Source organism: Enterococcus sp. DIV0174 (genome assembly GCF_050529065.1).
Classification (GTDB): domain Bacteria; phylum Bacillota; class Bacilli; order Lactobacillales; family Enterococcaceae; genus Enterococcus_B; species Enterococcus_B thailandicus.
On record NZ_CP172881.1, the window covers coordinates 1,726,072 to 1,745,065 of the forward strand.

The 18,994-nt window shown below is 36.5% G+C and carries 15 protein-coding genes, 1 tRNA gene, 1 pseudogene and 1 other annotated feature; of the genes and pseudogenes, 1 reads left to right on the forward strand and 16 read right to left on the reverse strand.

What is annotated here, in order from left to right:
- Window positions 1–44: 44 nt before the first annotated feature.
- The 4 genes from nagA to IGJ93_RS08180 form a co-directional block, all read right to left on the reverse strand.
- Window positions 45–1,193 carry an N-acetylglucosamine-6-phosphate deacetylase gene (nagA, locus tag IGJ93_RS08165; RefSeq protein WP_285701465.1) on the reverse strand — a complete coding sequence of 383 codons (1,149 nt, stop codon included), beginning with the start codon at window positions 1,191–1,193 and terminating at the stop codon, window positions 45–47.
- A 75-nt stretch (window positions 1,194–1,268) separates the two neighbouring features.
- Window positions 1,269–2,105 (reverse strand): helix-turn-helix domain-containing protein, encoded by an 837-nt coding sequence (locus IGJ93_RS08170; RefSeq protein ID WP_067481119.1) that lies wholly within the window; start codon window positions 2,103–2,105, stop codon window positions 1,269–1,271.
- 223 nt (window positions 2,106–2,328) lie between these two features.
- On the reverse strand, window positions 2,329–3,546 hold the full coding sequence (locus IGJ93_RS08175) for a pyridoxal phosphate-dependent aminotransferase (protein ID WP_067481116.1): 1,218 nt from the start codon (window positions 3,544–3,546) through the stop codon (window positions 2,329–2,331).
- 142 nt (window positions 3,547–3,688) lie between these two features.
- Complete coding sequence (locus IGJ93_RS08180; RefSeq protein ID WP_169819340.1) at window positions 3,689–3,865, reverse strand: hypothetical protein; 177 nt, start codon at window positions 3,863–3,865, stop codon at window positions 3,689–3,691.
- 70 nt (window positions 3,866–3,935) lie between these two features.
- Between IGJ93_RS08180 and IGJ93_RS08185 the strand changes: the two genes are divergently transcribed.
- Window positions 3,936–4,018 (forward strand) — tRNA-Leu (locus IGJ93_RS08185).
- Between the two features lie 133 nt (window positions 4,019–4,151).
- Here IGJ93_RS08185 and IGJ93_RS08190 read toward each other — a convergent pair.
- The 12 genes and pseudogenes from IGJ93_RS08190 to IGJ93_RS08245 form a co-directional block, all read right to left on the reverse strand.
- Complete coding sequence (locus tag IGJ93_RS08190; protein ID WP_067480960.1) at window positions 4,152–4,922, reverse strand: ABC transporter permease; 771 nt, start codon at window positions 4,920–4,922, stop codon at window positions 4,152–4,154.
- Window positions 4,915–5,850, reverse strand: a complete 936-nt coding sequence (locus IGJ93_RS08195; RefSeq protein WP_067480957.1) for an ABC transporter ATP-binding protein — start codon at window positions 5,848–5,850, stop codon at window positions 4,915–4,917. The genes IGJ93_RS08190 and IGJ93_RS08195 overlap by 8 nt, the downstream gene beginning before the upstream one ends.
- 146 nt (window positions 5,851–5,996) lie before the next feature.
- Window positions 5,997–6,269, reverse strand: coding sequence for an ArsR/SmtB family transcription factor (locus tag IGJ93_RS08200; protein ID WP_067480954.1), 273 nt, complete (start codon window positions 6,267–6,269; stop codon window positions 5,997–5,999).
- Between the two features lie 179 nt (window positions 6,270–6,448).
- Window positions 6,449–6,613: a 50S ribosomal protein L33 gene (gene rpmG, locus IGJ93_RS08205; RefSeq protein WP_002293909.1), complete on the reverse strand. Its 165-nt coding sequence runs from the start codon at window positions 6,611–6,613 to the stop codon at window positions 6,449–6,451.
- Window positions 6,614–6,883: 270 nt separating this feature from the next.
- On the reverse strand, window positions 6,884–9,037 hold the full coding sequence (locus tag IGJ93_RS08210; RefSeq protein ID WP_285700662.1) for a peptidoglycan D,D-transpeptidase FtsI family protein: 2,154 nt from the start codon (window positions 9,035–9,037) through the stop codon (window positions 6,884–6,886).
- Window positions 9,038–9,339: 302 nt separating this feature from the next.
- Complete coding sequence (locus IGJ93_RS08215) at window positions 9,340–10,179, reverse strand: MurR/RpiR family transcriptional regulator (RefSeq protein ID WP_067480948.1); 840 nt, start codon at window positions 10,177–10,179, stop codon at window positions 9,340–9,342.
- A 157-nt stretch (window positions 10,180–10,336) separates the two neighbouring features.
- Window positions 10,337–12,277 carry a threonine--tRNA ligase gene (thrS, locus tag IGJ93_RS08220; RefSeq protein ID WP_071868253.1) on the reverse strand — a complete coding sequence of 647 codons (1,941 nt, stop codon included), beginning with the start codon at window positions 12,275–12,277 and terminating at the stop codon, window positions 10,337–10,339.
- A 65-nt stretch (window positions 12,278–12,342) separates the two neighbouring features.
- Window positions 12,343–12,546 (reverse strand) — a binding site (T-box leader).
- A gap of 51 nt (window positions 12,547–12,597) precedes the next feature.
- The gene (locus tag IGJ93_RS08225) at window positions 12,598–12,777 is read right to left on the reverse strand and encodes a 2-hydroxymuconate tautomerase (protein WP_067480942.1); all 180 of its coding nucleotides are present in this window, start codon (window positions 12,775–12,777) and stop codon (window positions 12,598–12,600) included.
- 873 nt (window positions 12,778–13,650) lie between these two features.
- Window positions 13,651–14,649 (reverse strand): annotated as a pseudogene (locus IGJ93_RS08230) (alpha/beta hydrolase).
- Complete coding sequence (locus IGJ93_RS08235) at window positions 14,646–15,821, reverse strand: MFS transporter (RefSeq protein WP_270608032.1); 1,176 nt, start codon at window positions 15,819–15,821, stop codon at window positions 14,646–14,648. Before IGJ93_RS08235 ends, IGJ93_RS08230 begins: the two are co-directional and overlap by 4 nt.
- A gap of 53 nt (window positions 15,822–15,874) precedes the next feature.
- The gene (locus tag IGJ93_RS08240) at window positions 15,875–16,774 is read right to left on the reverse strand and encodes a helix-turn-helix domain-containing protein (RefSeq protein WP_285700563.1); all 900 of its coding nucleotides are present in this window, start codon (window positions 16,772–16,774) and stop codon (window positions 15,875–15,877) included.
- A gap of 295 nt (window positions 16,775–17,069) precedes the next feature.
- Window positions 17,070–18,848 (reverse strand): heavy metal translocating P-type ATPase, encoded by a 1,779-nt coding sequence (locus tag IGJ93_RS08245; RefSeq protein WP_067480931.1) that lies wholly within the window; start codon window positions 18,846–18,848, stop codon window positions 17,070–17,072.
- Between the last annotated feature and the right edge of the window lie 146 nt (window positions 18,849–18,994).

Consider the following 18,994-nt stretch of genomic DNA (forward strand, 5'->3'; position numbering starts at 1 on the left):
AAATACGTTTTGTTTCACCTTTTGATTTTTTCTTAAAAAGATTTCTATGCGTGGTAACGTTCCACACCATCTAAATAAGTTGCTTCAAGTGACATATCAGGATTCAATACGATAAAGTCTGCATCGCGTCCTTGAACGATCTTACCACAAGAATCATCAATCTTACAGCTGATTGCTGGTACTAAACTTGCCATCATAACTGCTTGTTCTGGTGTTGCGATACCCCAGTCAACAACGTTTTTGATTGCTTCTTTTAGTCGTAAGATACTACCTGCTAAGTTACCTGATTCTAAACGAGCTGTTCCTTCTGCTACAACTACTGGGAATTCACCTAAATTATAATTTCCGTCTGGCATCCCACCTGCCATCATACAGTCGGTAATCAAAGCAACATGGTCATGGCCTGCTTTTTCCATCAAAATTTCAGCAGCATTTGGATGAACATGGTGTCCGTCACAAATCAATTCTGAGAAAACATGTTCTAATGATAATAATGCACCAACCATACCTGGTTCACGGTGATTCAATCCACGCATTCCGTTGTAGGCATGAACAAAGACACTAGCTCCTGCTTCAACAGCTTTTTGAGCTTCATCAATTGTTGCGTTACTGTGACCAAGAGCCACGACAACGCCTTCATCTGTTACTTGTTTAACGAAATCTTCTACACCATGACGTTCAGGTGCTAAAGCAATTTTTTTAATTAATCCACCTGAAGCTTCTTGCCATTCATGGAAAGTATCCAAGTCTGGATCACCAAAATAGCTAGGGTTTTGAGCGCCTTTATGTTCTTCTGTGAAGAAAGGTCCTTCAAAGTAAATTCCTTTGATTTTTGCCCCTGGAGCTTCTTGATACATTTTTCCGATTGTTTCTGCTACATCTTTCAAGCGTTCTTTACTTGAAGTCAATGTTGTTGGTAAGAAAGAAGTTACCCCGCAAGATAATAACCCTTCAGACATAACTTTGATACCTTCAGCATCATTATCCATTACGTCGTGATTCATGTAACCATGAATGTGTGTATCAACTAAACCAGGTGCAATCCATTTACCACTTTGATCAATCACTTTTGCTTCTCCATCTGGTAATTCTTGTGAATACACACCAAATAGTCCATCGGTAATTTCTAGGTAACCGGCATTTTTTACACCTGACGATAAAAAGAATTTGTCAGCATAAATAAAAGTTCTCATTCTAACTCGCTCCTTTGATTTTCTACCCTTAAGGTACTCTTATTTCTATCAAAAGTCAATAATGGTCTACACCATTTATGAGTTTTTTGAAATCTTTCGAACAGCTTGCGCCAATTCTTCATAAAAAGCTGCTTTTTGCGGTTCATTTTTCTTTTTATAAATCAAACTTTTCAATGCAAACAAGTCATTTAAAAAGTAATAACTATTTTTTTCTTGCGTCCAACGAATCCCTCGATTGACATGCTCAAGTGCCGTATCGATTTCTCCTTGCTGAAATAAGAATGTTCCATAGTTATAAAAGATTTGTGACAACTCACTTTTGACACGTGTTTCAATCGATTGTTGAAAAAGTTGAATACTTTTACTCAAATAATAGCGTGCTTCCGTTGGTCTTCCTGCAACTCCATAAATCTTACCAATTGCACTAATCAACTGAACTTCCGTATCAGAAACATGCACATGCTCACTATGACTCGAATAAGTCAGCGCTTCTTTTAAATAACAAACAGCTTGAGAAATGTTTTTTGCTAGATAAAATTCACATACACCTAAATAGTAATAGTAACGTTGGTAATCTGCATCTGAGTACAGGCTACTTTTGACTTCATCATTTTTCAAAAGCTGTGCTAATTTGCGATAGTCGCGCCTTTGAAAATAAAAATCTAGCAAGTCTAACTGTTGCAGATTTTTACGAATATCCCCATTGGATAAGGTCATCACATGATCAATGGTCACACCTAGCCGTTGACAAATTTGTGCCATTACCAGAACATTTGGCAATTCTTCATTATTTTCAATTCTGCTTAAAACACTTTGAGAACAAATACCTTGAGAAAGCATTTTTTGTGTCATGTTTCGTTCTTTTCGTATTGTCTTGATAATTGTCCCAAAGGAATCGACAAACGTTTCCATTATGTATCCTCCCCAAAATATGCGTACTCGCATGATAACAGTATTTTACTTTACGGATGAGTAAACTTCAAGAAAAGGGCTGTTTCACTTTTTCTTGGGAAAGAAAATTACTCACTTACTTTTTGCTAACTTTTTTAACAACAAAGAAAAAGCTGTGACATTTTTAATGCCACAGACATTTCTAAACTGTTTGGCTAGCAAAACAATTCCTTAAGAATCGTCGTTATTTTTGTTGATAAGTCGTCAAAAATTCTCGCATTTTTCCAGCCATGACCTTCAAATCATCTAATTTTGGTAAATAAACGATTCGGAAATGGTCTGGCTGATGCCAATTGAATCCGCCACCGTGAACAAGTAAAATATGGTGTTCATGCAAGAAATCAAGTACAAACTTTTCATCATCAAAAATATTAAAACGTTTTGTATCAATTTTTGGAAAAATATAAAATGCTGCTTTAGGTTTCACTGCTGATAAACCTGGAATATCATTAATCGCATTATAAACATATTCTCTTTGTTCGTAAATTCGGCCACCAGGTAGCAATAACTCATCTACGCTTTGATAACCACCTAAAGCGGTTTGTACGATTTGCTGGGATAAAACATTAGAGCACAAACGCATCGAAGATAACATATTTAAGCCCTCAATATATCCTTGCACTCGTGACTTATCTCCACTAAGTACCATCCATCCTACGCGGAAACCTGCTACTCGATGGGATTTTGAAAGACCATTTAGAGTCACGACAAACAAATCTGGTGCCAAAGTTGCGATTGGGATATGCTCTAAGCCATCCATTACTAGGCGATCATAAATTTCATCTGAATAAATGATTAAATCATTTTGACGAGCAACCTCAACAATTTCTTCTAATAACTCTTTAGGATAAAGAGCCCCTGTTGGATTATTTGGATTAATAATCACGATTGCTTTCGTACGACTAGTGATTTTAGCCTTGATGTCTGCAATATCCGGATACCACTCCGCTTCTTCATCACAAATATAGTGAACGGGGTTTCCTCCTGCAAGTGCAATGGAGGCTGTCCATAACGGATAATCTGGCATTGGGACTAAAACTTCATCACCATTGTCTAACAACCCTTGCATACACATTGAAATTAATTCACTGACACCATTACCTGTATAAATGTCGTTGATTGTAACATTAGGAAATTTTTTTAATTGACAGTATTGCTGAATCGCTTTTCTTGCAGAAAAAATCCCTTTTGAATCAGAATAACCTTCTGACTCACGCACATTCATAATCAAATCACGAATAACTTCATTAGGTGCTTCAAAGCCAAACGGGGCAGGATTCCCCGTATTCAATTTCATGATGCTAATTCCTTCTTCTTGCATGCGGTCTGCTTCTTCAAGAACCGGACCACGTACATCATAACTAACACCTTCTAATTTGTTGGACTTTTCAAATTCTCTCATATTCTCCGATCCCTCATTTCAAAAAGTTAGAAACTTCTGACTATATTATCGATAGTTATTTACTAAGTTATCCAATATCATACTCTATCCCGTATAAATATACCAGCATATTTCGTTAAATCCAGTTCTTCAACCTTATTTTTTAACTATCATCGTTTCTATTTTGCTGATAGTCATTCCATAAATTAGCGCCCCAATCCATTGCCACACCACAAACAACACCAAGCATCAAGCCAAACAAAATATTTCCTTTTGCTAAACCAATTAAAAGCCCGGCAATCATTCCTAATCCAGAAAATTCACCATCATATTTTTTCATCGTTCTTTTCACTACTTTCTATCTTGACATCTGAAGCAATCATCGCTATGATTATTTTGTTATTTATTTTGCAGACGTGATGGAACGGCAGACATGCAAGATTGAGGGTCTTGTGAGCGTTAGCTCGTGTGGGTTCAAATCCCATCGTCTGCATCACTGAGAGATAGCTCTTTACAGATCTGTCTCTTTTATTATAGAGTAAAACCAATAAAAAAGGTCGCGCCAACATCTTGGCGCGACCTTTTATTTTTTGAAGAGAACTGTCAAGTTTTGTTAATTATTTTCTTTAACTCCGTAGTCCTCGACCCTTTTCGATCAAATACCAGCAAACACTATAAAGGACAAGAATGAAGACAACTAAAATAAAAATCGAGAAGAAAATAGGAACATCAATCGTCCCAAGAAATCCATAGCGAAAGCCCGATATCATATACACAATTGGATTGATTTTTGAAACAGCTTGCCAAATAGGTGGTAACATTGAAATCGAATAAAAGACACCGCCAAGATAAGTCAAAGGTTGTAACACAAACGTCGGTACGATTGAAACATCATCATAAGACTTCGCAAAGATACCATTAAGTAACCCAGCCAATGAAAACAAAATGGCTGTCATCAATAACGTGAGGACGACCATTGACCATGAATAAACGTGTAATGGAACAAAAAAGAGCGAAATAATTGTTACCAGTGTCCCAACTAAAACACTTCGACCCAAACCACCAATGACAAATCCCCAGATAATCACATGTGTGGGTACAGGTGCTACTAATAATTCTTCAATATTTTTTTGGAATTTTTGTGAAAAGAATGAGGAAGAAACATTTGCATAAGAACTAGTGATCGCTGACATCATGATTAAACCTGGAACAATGAATTCCATGTAAGAAAATCCACCCATCTCACCAATTCGTCCACCAATCATTTTCCCAAAAATAATAAAATATAAAGAAGTCGTGATAACTGGTGGTACTAATGTCTGAACCCAGATTCGCAAATAGCGATTTGTTTCTTTGACTGCTAAACTTTTAAGCGCCGTTACATATAAATTAAACATTTCTTTCCTCCACATGACCATTTTCTTCTGTAATCTTCAAGAACAATTCTTCTAAACGATTGGATTTATTACGCATTGAGAGTACCTTGATTCCTTTTTCCGTCAATTGTTCAAAAATTCCATTCACACCTTGATTACGCTCGACCTCAACTGCAAGTGTTTGTTCATCTTCCCAAAGATGGTTGTAACCCAGTAAATAAAATGATTTAGTATGTGGTTCTAAATCGAAAATAAATGTTTCATATTGTAATTTTGACAGTAAACTCTTCATGCTAGTATTTTCAATCAATTCACCCGCTTGAATGATTCCAATATTTCGACAAAGCATTTCTGCTTCTTCCAGATAATGAGTCGTCAAGATGATTGTTGTTCCATGTTCATTTAATTCTCGCAAAAATGTCCACATTTCTCTTCTTAGTTCAATATCAACGCCAGCTGTTGGCTCATCAAGTATCAGTAAACGCGGTTCATGCATCAAAGCACGAGCAATCATCAATCGTCGTTTCATTCCTCCAGAAAGCATTCGTGCGCGAACATTTCGTTTTTCCCATAAGTTCGATTGCTTTAAATATTTTTCACTTCGTCTTAAAGCTTCCTGACGTGAAACGCCATAGTAGCCCGCTTGATTGACAACAATTTGTTGCACTGTTTCAAACGGGTTGAAATTAAATTCTTGAGGAACCAATCCGATTTGTTGTTTGGCACGCACCAAATCAGTATCAAGGTCATAACCAAAAACACTCACTTTTCCAGATGTTTTATTGACCAATGAAGTAATAATACCAATTGTTGTGGACTTCCCAGCACCATTTGGTCCAAGCAGTGCATAAAAGTCTCCTTCTTCTACAGCTAAATCGATACCTCTTAAGGCCTCAACACCAGTTGCATATACTTTTTTTAGTTCGTTTATTTCTAACGCATAAGTCATGAATTTTTCTCCTTGTAAATTGAATTTTTCTTATCTCCAAAGCAGTTCATATGATTCGTTGGTTGTTTAGATCCATTGAATCACATAGGCACAATTAGGTAACAAAATAATTTTTCTCCTGACATGATCGCGCCTGTATTTGTGCGTTAGTTAGGAAAAAGATCTAACATTGCTTTTAATAATTCTGAGGCCTCTTCTTTTTTCAAAAAATAATAATGCCACTTACGATCCTTCTCAACTGAAACGATTCCTACAGACTCTAGAACTTTCATATGGTGGGAAAGAGTTGGCTGTGTAAAATCAAAATAATCTAGGACTTCACAGGCACACATTGGTCTCGTCGAAAGTAGTTCAATAATTTTAATACGGTTGGGCTCAGCTAATGCTTTAAACATTTTTGCCATTTGCTCATGATCCATTCTTTCCTCTCCTTTGCTAACAAGCCTCACATTTAAATACTACTCAATTACATATTGATAACTATCTATGTATTATCAATGATTTTTCACCTTTCGTCAATACCAGTGTTTCCAAAAAAAGTGCATAAAAAAAGTTACAAAAAACATCGAAATGTTTCTTGCAACTTCTTTAATCAAACTTATTTTGTTTCGCGGTGCAAAGTAACTTTGCGTTCGCGTGGGCAATATTTTTGTTTTTCCAAACGATCTGGATTGTTACGTTTGTTTTTGCTTGTTAGGTAGTTACGTTCTTTACAAGAAGTACATTCTAATGTGATGTTTACGCGCATGATTTTCCCTCCCATACTACTAGAATCCTCTAAGATGACTCTCAGACTTGATAATTTTACCATGATTGTTGAGAGAAATCTACCCTTTTCCGACAATTCGTTAAGTAGTTTTACTTGACGTTTTTTTATTTCAACCATCATTCATTGATAAAATCCAGTTCATTTCGTTTATTTTTTTATTTTGACAAGTAATTTCACTTGAAAAAAGTTTTACGCTGTAAAAGGAAAAGCCAAATCAAACTAGTTTAAAACTGGTTTGATTTGGCTTAAAATCGCCCGAACAAATTAGTTCGCTAAATACATATCATAATAAGCATCTGTGATTTCTTTGGCAATTGTTAAATTCATATGGTCTTTTTCATCCGTTAAGTTCGGTAAAACGACACTGATTGCAATTTCCGGATTATCCGTTGGCCCATAAGCAACCACGTTACTGTTCACTGTTGTGATGTCAGGATGACCCTCTGCAACCGTTTCAGCTGTACCAGTTTTTGCTGATAGATCCATTTTTGCACCAGCTAAGGGTTTACCTGTTGTATACCCTTCTGTTCCATGGACTACTTGATAGAATCCTTCTCGAAGAATAGCCATATTTTCAGGCGAAATATTTACTTCATTTTGAACAGTTGTTTCGATTTTTTTCTTTTGTTCACCTAAGTTACCATTTTCATCATTTCCATAAATTCCAGAAACGATATGTGGTTGAATTCTCTTTCCTCCATTGGCAACAGTTGAAGCGTATTGAGCCAATTGAATTGGTGTATACGTATCAAACTGACCAAATGCTAAGTCGGTAAAGTTACCAGATGTATACCATTCACCGTCATTGTCCGCGTTAAATTTCTTCATAAAGTCAACTGAACGAGAAATTCCAGCTGATTCATTAGGTAAATCAATTCCTGTAGTCGTTCCCAACCCAAATTCTTTAAAAGAGTTTCGTAGTTCATCGTAAGCTTTTGTTTCTTCATCAAGGCCAGGAAGTCCCATGTTAGGTGTATATTCTAATCCTAACATTTTTAATGCTACTTTGATCATATACGTATTCGAAGATAATTCGAGTGCTTTCACTGCATTTAGTGCTATTTGACCACTTCTGTTAAAGACAGAACTTTTTTCAGCAGAACCTTGTAATTGAATGGGTTCGTCAATCAAGACCTGGTTTCCACTAATAACACCAGTTTTCCAACCAGCTGCCAAAGTACCAGCTTTGACCACTGACCCTGGCGTGAATGCGTTGGTGATTGTTCCAAGAGCATTCTCCGTGATTTCTCCTGAACTTTCTTCATGGCTAAAACCAGCTAATGCTAATACTTCCCCAGTTTGTGGATTCATCGCAACTGCGTATGCACCTGGTGAATATTTGGCTTTGCCGCTATCAACTAAAGCTTGGAAGTTCCGTTTTAAAATTTCATCCACTTTATTTTGAAATTCTGCATCAATCGATAATTTTAAATTTGAACCTTTTTCGCCAGCAAAAATTTCTTTTTGACTTGAAACATTTCCTTCGTTATCTAATTTCACTTCATATTGTGTTTTTGTTCCTTGTAGCACATCTTCATATTGTTTTTCCAAATAACTTTGACCAACACGATCATTTCGTGAGTATCCTTTTGCTAAATAAGCATCAATATCATCGGCAGGCAATCCTTGTTTTTCGGTTGTTACACTACCTAGAATACTTTTCATCGAATCGGCAGCTAAATACTCACGGGTCCAATCAACACCAGTTGAAACCCCTGGTAACTCTGAAGCATTTTCAGCAACAACTGCTAATTCACGATCTGTTACACCAGAATTTTTGATATAAACCGTATTTAATTCATACGCGCTGTTCATTCGTTTGAAAATGGTTGCCATCTTTAATTGTTCTTCATCGAAGTTGATTTCTTCGTCCGTTACTTTCTCCACTGTTGCTGCGTATTGTTGGCTATTATCTAGTTGTTTTTCAGTAGAAGAAAGACGTTTTGTTGCTTCCGCTAAATGATCCGCATCTGCTAACCAAAAATCCTTTTTATCACGAGCTGTTAATGAGTCATCAGCTGGCACATCAATTAGTTCGTTCAATTTTTTTGTTAATTTCAATAGGTCCGTTGATGTCATCTGTGAGCCTCTTGTAAAAGTGATTGCCTGATTTGCTTGATTTTTTACTAAAGCTTTTCCAGTTGCATCGTAAATCATCCCACGAGGTGAACTTTCTTGAACGGTAATTGTTGAAGATGATTTAACTTTGGCTTCCATCGTCTCACCATCAACGATTTGTAAATAACCTAACCTAGCAATCAATGCTACGAATAACGTAAATATAATAAAGAAGAGAACATTTAAACGAAAAGGAACGTGGGAACGCCGATAGGGTTTATTCCTCGGTTCTTGTGTTCCCTTTTTTAACTTGTCAAACCAAGAATTATTCTTTATTTTTTTCATAAAATCTTTCATTATTTCCTATCCTTCCCGCATACTTACATTCACGAAAAATTATACCCAAAAAAGTATGAATAACAAAGAAAAAATCATCAGATGATGAAATTCTTTAACGAAATTCAAGATACCAGAGTTTTTTTGTTTCACACTAGGTGGAACACAGTCAAGGAAGCTTGACTGAAAACTCATAATTTTAAGTGTTTTTTTGAAAACAACGTTTCCCATTTCTGTGAAACATCTACAAAAAACTTAACCTTGTGGAAAACTTTCTCCACACAAGTTTTCTTTTTCACGAATCAAATCCAGCTTTTTTACGCTCATTATTTAAAATATTGCTGAATTGCTTCACGTGTTTGAGCCACTTTCTCGCTTAAGTACTCATTTTTTGCCATATAGAAATAAAAAATGATATCAACTGTCGCAAATTGTGCCAATAGTGAGTTTGTGGCCGCACTTCGATTCGTGATTTCTTTAGGGCGAGAAGTTTGTACAGTTACATCTGCTAATTTACTTAATGGATTGTTTCCAAATTGAGTTAACACGATTACTTCGATATTCAATGATTTTGCTAACTCTCCTAAAGCAACGACATCTGCACTCTTTCCCGAATTCGAAACGAGCCAAAGAACTTTTTTTTGTTCGTTGCTGACTAATTGAGGCAGTAGCACATGGATATCTTTTTCAAAAATAATCGGTTTGCCCACTCGCGACCACTTTTGCAAAATATCTTCAACAACTAAAGACGAGGCGCCCACACCATAAAGGAAAACCGTTTCTGCTTCTTCTAAACTTTGAACAACAGTCCGGATGGTTTCTTCCTCCAAAATATCAACGGTTTCTTTGATTGCCACTTGTGCATTATTTCCAAGTTTATTTTTGATTGAATAAAACGATTCATTTGGTTCAATATCACTAAACCCTTCAACTAATCCCGTTTGTAATTCCGTTGAAACGGTAATTTTGAAATCCGTTAGACTTTGAAAGCCAATTTTTTTGGAAAAACGAACAACTGTCGGTGCACTTGACCCAGCTGCTTCGGCTAAATCATTCGCAGTCATTGTCGGAATTTTTTCTACATGATTGATAATATAATTGGCAAGTTTTCTTTCCGCAGAAGAATATTCTTCCATCATACTTTCGATACGACTAATTACGCTCATAAGTCACCATCCATTTAATTAGAGTCACTTTAGTATAACATACGAAAAATTTTTTCATTTGATTCCACCAAGAAAAAATTGGTTAATTTGTTCGAAAAATCCAAAATAAAAAAAAGGCTAGGACACTTACGCATCCTAACCTTGGCAAAAAAATCGTTTAGCCTTCACGACTGTAGTTTTTCACTTCAGCAACCATTGCATCAACAAAAATATTTAAGTCTTCAACAGAAGTTTCTTTACTTCCATAACGACGAACGTTGACAGTTGCATCATCCATTTCTTTGTCCCCAACAACTAATTGATAAGGAATTTTTTGTGTTTGTGAAGCACGAATCTTGTAACCCATTTTTTCATTACGATCATCAACTTCCACACGCAAGCCCTTCATTTGAAGACGTTCTTTGATTTCATAAGCGTAATCACCATGTGCTTCGACAGAAACAGGGATAATTGTTGCTTGGATTGGTGCTAACCAAGTTGGGAATGCACCTTTGTATACTTCTGTTAAATAAGCAACAAAACGTTCCATCGTTGAAACGATTCCACGGTGAATAACTACTGGACGATGTGTATTTTCGCCATCTTCGCCTACATATGTTAAGTCAAAACGTTCTGGTAACAAGAAGTCTAATTGAATCGTTGACAATGTTTCTTCTGTTCCTAAAGCTGTTTTTACTTGAACGTCTAATTTTGGTCCGTAGAATGCAGCTTCACCTTCTGCTTCAAAATAGTCAAGTTCTAATTCATCCATTGCAGCTTTTAACATTGTTTGGGCTTTTTCCCACATTGCATCGTCATCAAAATATTTCTCTGTATTGTTTGGATCGCGATAGCTTAGACGGAAACGATAGTCTGTGACGTTAAAGTCTGCATAGACAGCAACCATCAATTCAAGTGTGCGTTTGAATTCGTCTTTGATTTGATCTGGTCGTACAAAAGTGTGTCCATCATTCAAAGTCATTTCACGTACGCGTTGTAAACCTGAAAGTGCCCCAGATTTTTCATAGCGGTGCATCATTCCTAATTCAGCAATACGAATTGGTAATTCACGATAAGAATGGATATTGTTTTTATAAACCATCATGTGGTGAGGGCAATTCATTGGGCGCAATACTAACATTTCGCCATCGCCCATATCCATTGGTGGAAACATATCTTCTTGATAGTGGTCCCAGTGTCCAGATGTTTTGTACAGTTCAACATCACCCATAATTGGAGTGTATACATGTTGATAACCTAAGCTAACTTCTTTATCTACAATATAACGCTCAATTGTGCGTCGGATTGTTGCACCTTTTGGTAACCAGAATGGTAATCCTGAACCAACTTCAGGTGAAACCATGAATAAACCAAGTTCTTTTCCTAGTTTACGGTGATCTCTTTCTTTTGCTTCTTCACGTAAGCGAATAAATTCTTTCAACTCTTTTTTGTTGAAGAATGCTGTTCCATAGACACGTTGCATCATATGGTTATCTGAATTTCCGCGCCAGTAAGCACCTGCCACTGATAATAGTTTGAATACTTGGATGCGTCCAGTTGACGGAACGTGTGGGCCACGGCATAAATCAATGAATTCACCTTGTTGGTAAGCAGTAATTACTTCATTTTCTGGCAATTCAGTAATTAATTCTACTTTGTAAGGATCGCTTGCAAAAACTTCTAGTGCTTCTTGTTTTGATAACACACGACGTTCAATTGGCAAGTTTTCTTTAACGATTTTCATCATTTCAGCTTCAATGGCTGGCAAATCTTCCGCTGTAACAGGATTTTCGCCATTGTCAGTATCATAGTAAAACCCAGATTCAATCGCTGGGCCTACACCAAAATGAATACTAGGATATAAACGACGCATTGCTTGAGCCATCAAATGGGCGGCAGAATGACGAACTAATCCAAGTGCGTCTTCGTGATCTGGTGTCACAATTTCAATTGTTGCATCTTCTTCAATTGGACGATCCAAATCAACTAATTGGCCATTCACTTTACCTGCTAGTGCTTTTTTAGCTAAACTTTTTGAGATGCTTTCAGCAATTGCTAAGGTTGTGATGCCAACCTCAAACTCTTTGACTGCGCCATCTGGAAAAGTAATTTTTAACATAGAAATTCCTCCTTTGAATTTTGATTGACTCGATTCGACAAAAAAAGCCCTAGTATCTAAACAGATACTAGGACGAAAATTTCGTGGTTCCACCTAATTTTGAACACAAAAGATGTGTTCCTCGAGCGTGTTAACGGTCCGACCGCCTTTGTTTCAACAAAGGTTTCGAAAGTGGTCATCCTTTGGTTTTCTTCTGGAAAAGTTTCAGCCTAGCTTTTCCTCTCTAATAGAAGACTCTCAAATTCAGTTGTCTTTCTCGTCAATCAATTATGTGTTTATTTAACCACTAATATTTAGAAAAAGCAAGTATGAAATCAGACTTATTTTTTCCATTCTCCATTTACACCATAAGTACCTTTTTTCATTTCATTGATAATGACATGGATATGCTCTTTTGGTGCGTCCGTATTTTTATGAACAGCCTCAGTGATATCTTTCATCATATTTTCTAATTGTTCTGGGCTACGGCCTTCGACTAATTCGACATGAACAAACGGCATTTTCTTCACCCCCTTTCGCGATAGTTTTTCTTTCTTAAGACAAAAATAAAAATGGATGACATACAGCATATAAATCATCTACGTTTTCATTTGAACTCAAGTACTCGTTTTTCAACTAATGAACCTTGTTCTTCCGTACTTTATATTAGCACAAAAATAAGGATCAATTTTACTTGTTTCAAGACATTTTTATGAAACAGAAAAAAAACTTTCTAAAATAAAAAAGCAGTCAAAGTAAATTTATTTTGCGTTTCACTTTTCGGAATAATCACATACAAAAAAATAAAAATTAAGGAGTATTTTTCCTTAACGCCTGTTTGTCTTTTGAAAAAAATAAAACAGACTGGATATCATACCAAAATTGCATGTAAGAAAATAGTGCTCTATCCATAAGCAAACTAGCATCAATAAAACAAAAATGAGTTGAACTACATAGAGCCTTTTCTTGGAATTTCTTTCAGATGTCGTCGAATAGATCGTTTTTCTCATTTATTTTTATTCCTTTTATTTTGTTCCGTTCTAGCTTAATACTACTCGTTCTGGATTGTTCTCCTGCAAAACCTTTTGTTTTTCATTTTCAGCAAAAAACTCCAAGCTTAGCTATCCCATTATGTCATACTCAGTTCTGCTTTGCTTGTGATAATCATCCTGTTATTTGCTGTCATTAGTTTCTTGTTAAATAAAGGAGGTATGACAAAAATCTTGTCATACCTCCTTTTGCCGAATAAGCGATGTTCCCAACGCAACTCCTCTCCACATCATTCACAACTGTCCAAAAATATGAAAAGTTATTTTTGTCAGTTTCTCGCTATCTGTTCGGAGCTAAGCAGTTTGCGCCACAACCTTATTTTAGAACGTCTATTCCATTTCATCCTAATTATCCCCTTTCAAAAAAGTAATTCCTTCCAAAATCCCCTCTTCTGCTTCATCATAAATACCGATTTTATCCATAAATGCATGAATGACTCCTGGATATACGGTCATTGAACCTTCTGTCTTTGCAGCTAGCAACTTTTCAGCAAATGATTCTACTTGCTGTCTTAACGGATCAAATTCACCGACGATGATTTTTAACGGTGGTAATTGGGACAAGATCTTATCCGAAGCGAATAGTGGTGAAATCAACTCATTTGAACGATTGATTGAAGCCCCACAATACCAATCTTCAACCTGTGCCTCCAAAGACGAGAACCCATTAATATACTCCGTAACCAGTTCTTTTTCTTCTTAGCTTTGCGTTTTGATCGCACGCGTATCCCAAAATTCACCTTTTCCTTTTGATGTCAGGTCAACAACAGGATAGTAAGAAACTATTTTTTTTACATAACCAGTGGTCATAATTGACGCATCTAAAATAGCTACGCTGATTGCTAAATTCCCGCCTGCTGAATCACCAGCAACAAAAATTTTGTCTGATGAAATATGGAATAAATGACCTTCCGTTGCCAAAACTTCAACCACTTTATAACAATCCATCAATCCAGCTGGAAAAGGATTCTCTGGACTTAAGCGATAGCCAACAGAGACTACTGCCAAATCTGCTCTATCAGCAAATGTTCTACAAATTTGCTCTACATTTTGGATTGAGCCCCCAAAGAAGCCTCCACCATGATAATAAACTAAAACGGGTAATACTTTCCCTTTAAGTTTTTCCTTGCGATACACTCTTACGGGGATATGCCCCTTAAGTACCGTGTCCTCAATTAGCAGGCTATGCGTTGTGATGTCTTTAGCTGACCACCCCATACCATCTCTCATTTGAACAATCGTTTGTGGTGTGCTTTCTGTATTCGATTGTCCTGACGATGGCATTAGCTCCTCTCTACTCCCAGAAGTTAATTTTCCAACTAAGTTTTTTCTTTCAATGTTCATTGTTCCATTACCTTCTTTACTTTTTTATTTTGTGCTTGAATAAATAGCTGATAGATTACTGCACTAATAAGCAACAAAGCACCTGACAACAAAAAGGTTGTTGATGTCGTAGTGATTCCAGCCAATTTACTGAAACCTGATATAATTGTAGGATTTAAAAACACGCCCAGATTAATTCCAACTAACAGACAGGTGGAAGCAATATTTTGAGAAGCAGCGTTGCTGACTTCTGCCACTTCACTAAAGACCGTTGGGTTAATTAATCCTTGGAAAAATCCAATAGCAATCACTAACAAAGTAACTAGCACCAAGTGATTCACTAAACTGAGACTTCCAAGTGCAACACCAAGACATGCAACAGCAACCGGACCAGTAAATGACTTAAATCCTTGTTTTACTTTTCCAAAAACAATTCCACTAAAAAATCCACATGCAGTTAAAATGGCTAAACTCAAGCTGGCTTGTGCTGGTGTCCCAATCCCCATTTCGATGAATAAAGAAGCCAGTTTGAAAATTGCAGTCATAAAGAAAGCATAAACAAAAAATAGATAAACTGAATAAAAAATAACTGCTCTTTCTATTGTTACTTTTTCATCTGATGCATTTTCTTCTAAGTCTTGTTGGCCATTCGGTACGACAAATCCAAATAAAATGATTGGAATAATCGCAATGAAATACACAAGATAGCTTAAATGCCAGTTGAATTGTAATAACCATCCTGCAATCAGGCTAAAAATGGTACTACCTAAAGCTGTTAACGCTCCTTGGTATCCCAATAAGCGATTCCTTTCCTCACCACTGTAGTATTTGGTAATTAAAGAATATGCTAATGCATTGAATAAACCTATTCCGCAACCAAGCAAGAATCGTGAAACCAATAAAAGAGTATAGTTTGTTGTAAAAACTGGTGTGACTCCTGCTAAGAGGGCAATCGTTAGCCCCAGCAATACAGTCGGTTTGTCACCAATTTTCCGAGTAATCATTGGAGCAATAAAAACAAATAGAAAAATACCAAAATTGGGGACTGACATTAATAGTTCAATTGAACCAGCACTTCTGTTTGGAAACACTGATAAGATATCTGGCACAGTCGCCGATACAGCTGGCGCGACCATACAGATTAGGGATATCGACAAAATAGCAAATTTGAATAATGGGTTATTCTTACTCATACTAAAAAACCTCCAATTTATTTAGATAGCGCTTTCTATACTTGAATATTAGCTCACGCGATTAAATAAAATAAGAGGCTTTCCTGCTTACTATTAGGGCATATCCTGACCTTTTGATGCTTAGCGAAAGAATTTTGCCGTCTGATTATAATATTTTTTAGTGTTTTATTTAAAGACTTTGTACTGGCAAACCCTGTTTCTAAAGCAATTTCTTCAATTGTTCGATCTGTTTCGCGAATCAACTGTATCGCCTGATAGCTCCTAATCAATTCTAAATAGCTAATGATTGAAACACCAACTTTACTGTTAAAGTAGCGAGAAAGGTACCCTTCTGATAAATAAAATTCATCAGCAATCATTGAAATTTTCAAGCGTTGATCAGAATTTTTGTGTATATAGTCTAATATTTTGTAAATTTTTTCATCCAACAGATGGCTTGAATTTTCTGCTTGTTCAATAGCAAATTCTTTGACATACATTCCCAATAGTTTCAATAAACTGGCAGTAATCATGACATTGTTTATTCTATCAACTGGTTTCTTGACTAACTCAAACAGCGAATCAAGTTCTGAAATAAACATGGCATACTGTTTCTTGGTAACACTCTCTTGAGAAATTTTTGATTGATTTATCCTAAATTTTGCTATATCCGGAAAATATTTTTCAATCCACGGTGTTGGAAAAATAATTGTAAGTACACTATCCGGATAAGAAGTTTCCTTGATATTTCGTATACCATGTATTTCAAATGGATTGACAAATACTGCTTCACCTTCATTAACTGTATAATTTTTTCCTTCGATAAAGTAACTATCAACCTTTCCTTTAGCGACATAAGTTATCTCAATCTCTTTATGCCAATGACGCAAAATTTGTGTTTCCTCGGCCTTTTGGATAATAAAGATAGCTGGAAATTCACTGTTCTCAATAAACTGTTCCAACTTATACTGCATCAACTGTAGCCTCCTCACCATTCATTTCTACAAACAGAACCACTTTTTCGTTTGATATGTTGGTTTCTCTTTTTCACTAATTATAACACCCCTTATTCTCTACACTTGCTAAATAAAAGAAAAAAGGATTAGTTGGCTACCACCTAACTAATCCTCATTTATTTTCTTATCTTGTTCCTACCCATTTTCAAAGTTGACAATCCCTAAAAATGAAACCCTTACTCACTTAAAAAATAGCCTGAATCATCAATAATCACTTCTCACAACCAGGTTTACTGCCTTCATTTGAGTGCAACTATTTTTTTGCACGTAACGCACTTAAAATCGAGACTGTATCAACTACTTCTTGTAACATAGCTCCCAAGAGTGCAGGGATTATTCCAAAACTTGCGATCAACATGAGTGCAATACAAATAAAAATGCCAATTAAGACTGATTGGCGTGCAATACGCATCGTTTCTTTGGCAATCAAAACGGCTTCAGGAACCCGTGTCAAATCATCTTTTAAAATGACTACGTCTGCACTTTCGCTAGCGGCTGTTGCACCATGTGCCCCCATTGCAATACCAACATCTGCTGCACTTAGCGCAGGTGCGTCGTTCACGCCATCACCTACCATCGTTACTGGTCGTTGTTTCTCAGGGACATCCGCTAAAATTTGCCATTTATCTTGTGGTAAACATTGCGCATGAACCGTCGTGATTCCGACTTTTTTGGCGATTGTTTGCGCCACAGTTTGATTGTCCCCAGTTAGCATCATCACCTGTTTCAAGTGGAAATCTTTCAGTTGTTTGATGGCATTTGTTGCCTCAGGACGAATCACATCTGCAAAGTGGATTGTGCCAACAAATTCTCGATCAAAAGCAACATAAATAATAGTTTCCTCCGAAGCGATTTCGGGTACGCCCAGCCATTTGGCTCTGCCAACTTGAAGAAAGTGATTATCAATTCTTGCTTCTATTCCTTGACCAACAATTTCTTTTAATTCTGAAGTTGGCAACAGTTTTTGATTTTTTGCGTAACTAACTAATGAACGAGCTAAAATATGGCTTGATTCTTGTTCTGCACTAGCTGCATACATTAGTAATTCTTCTTTTGACAATTTACCAGCTGGTTGAACTGCTGTCACCTCCAATTGTCCCTTGGTGATTGTCCCGGTTTTATCAAAAGCAATCGTTTTAGTCACTGCTAGCTTTTCAAGCGTGGTGCCATTTTTAACAACGATTCCATTTTTACTCGAACGACTCATTCCGGCAACAAGTGCGACGGGCGCTGCCAAAATTAAGGGGCAAGGTGAAGCAACAACTAAGACTTCGACAAAACGATGTGGATCACCTGAAAGCCACCAAGCGATTCCGCCAATGAAATAAGCTACCAATGTAAATGGGACTGCATAGCGATCTGCCATTCGGACAAACTTTGCAGGTTTTTCTTTCGATTCTTGAACCAGATTAAGAATCAATTGATATTGGCTATCTGCAGCACGTTTTTCGACCCGCATTTCTAATGAACGATCACCATTGATTGAACCAGACAATAACATATCACCAATATTCTTAGTAATGGGTTGTGATTCACCTGTTAGTGAAGACTCATCTATTTCCGAGCTTCCTTTGATTACTCGCCCATCAACAGGGATTGTTTCACCCGGTTTAACAACTAGTTTATCGTTGACTTCGATTTGCTCGACGGGTAATTCTTGCCAATTTCCATCAATCCACTTATGTGCTGTTTGAGGTGTATTATCAAGCAGTGCTTGTAACTCTTTACTAGCTTTTTGATTCGCATAATCTTCTAGACTATCGCCACCCGTTAACATAATCAAAATCATCAAGCTCGCCCAATATTCTTTCACTATTAACGTTGCTACAATCGCTGTAATTGCTAAAATATCGACGCCATATTTTCCTGAGCGTAATGTTTTGATCATTTCGAGGAACATCAAAAAGGCAAGAATACCACCAGTAACTGCAATCAAGAAAAATGCCAGTTGAGACTGATGAAAAATAAATTCACTGATTAACGCTATCCCACCAATCAATACTGTTAAAAGAAATTTTTTTAAATGTGTCATCTTTCTCAACCTTCTTTCACTTTCAAGCATAGGCGTTTTTTTCTCGTTTTTAAACTAATACGTGCTAAATGAAAACAACTATCATTCTTGTTTATTCTTTCCTTTTTCACACATTACTTTGACTAAGCTGTTACCAAACTTTTTTT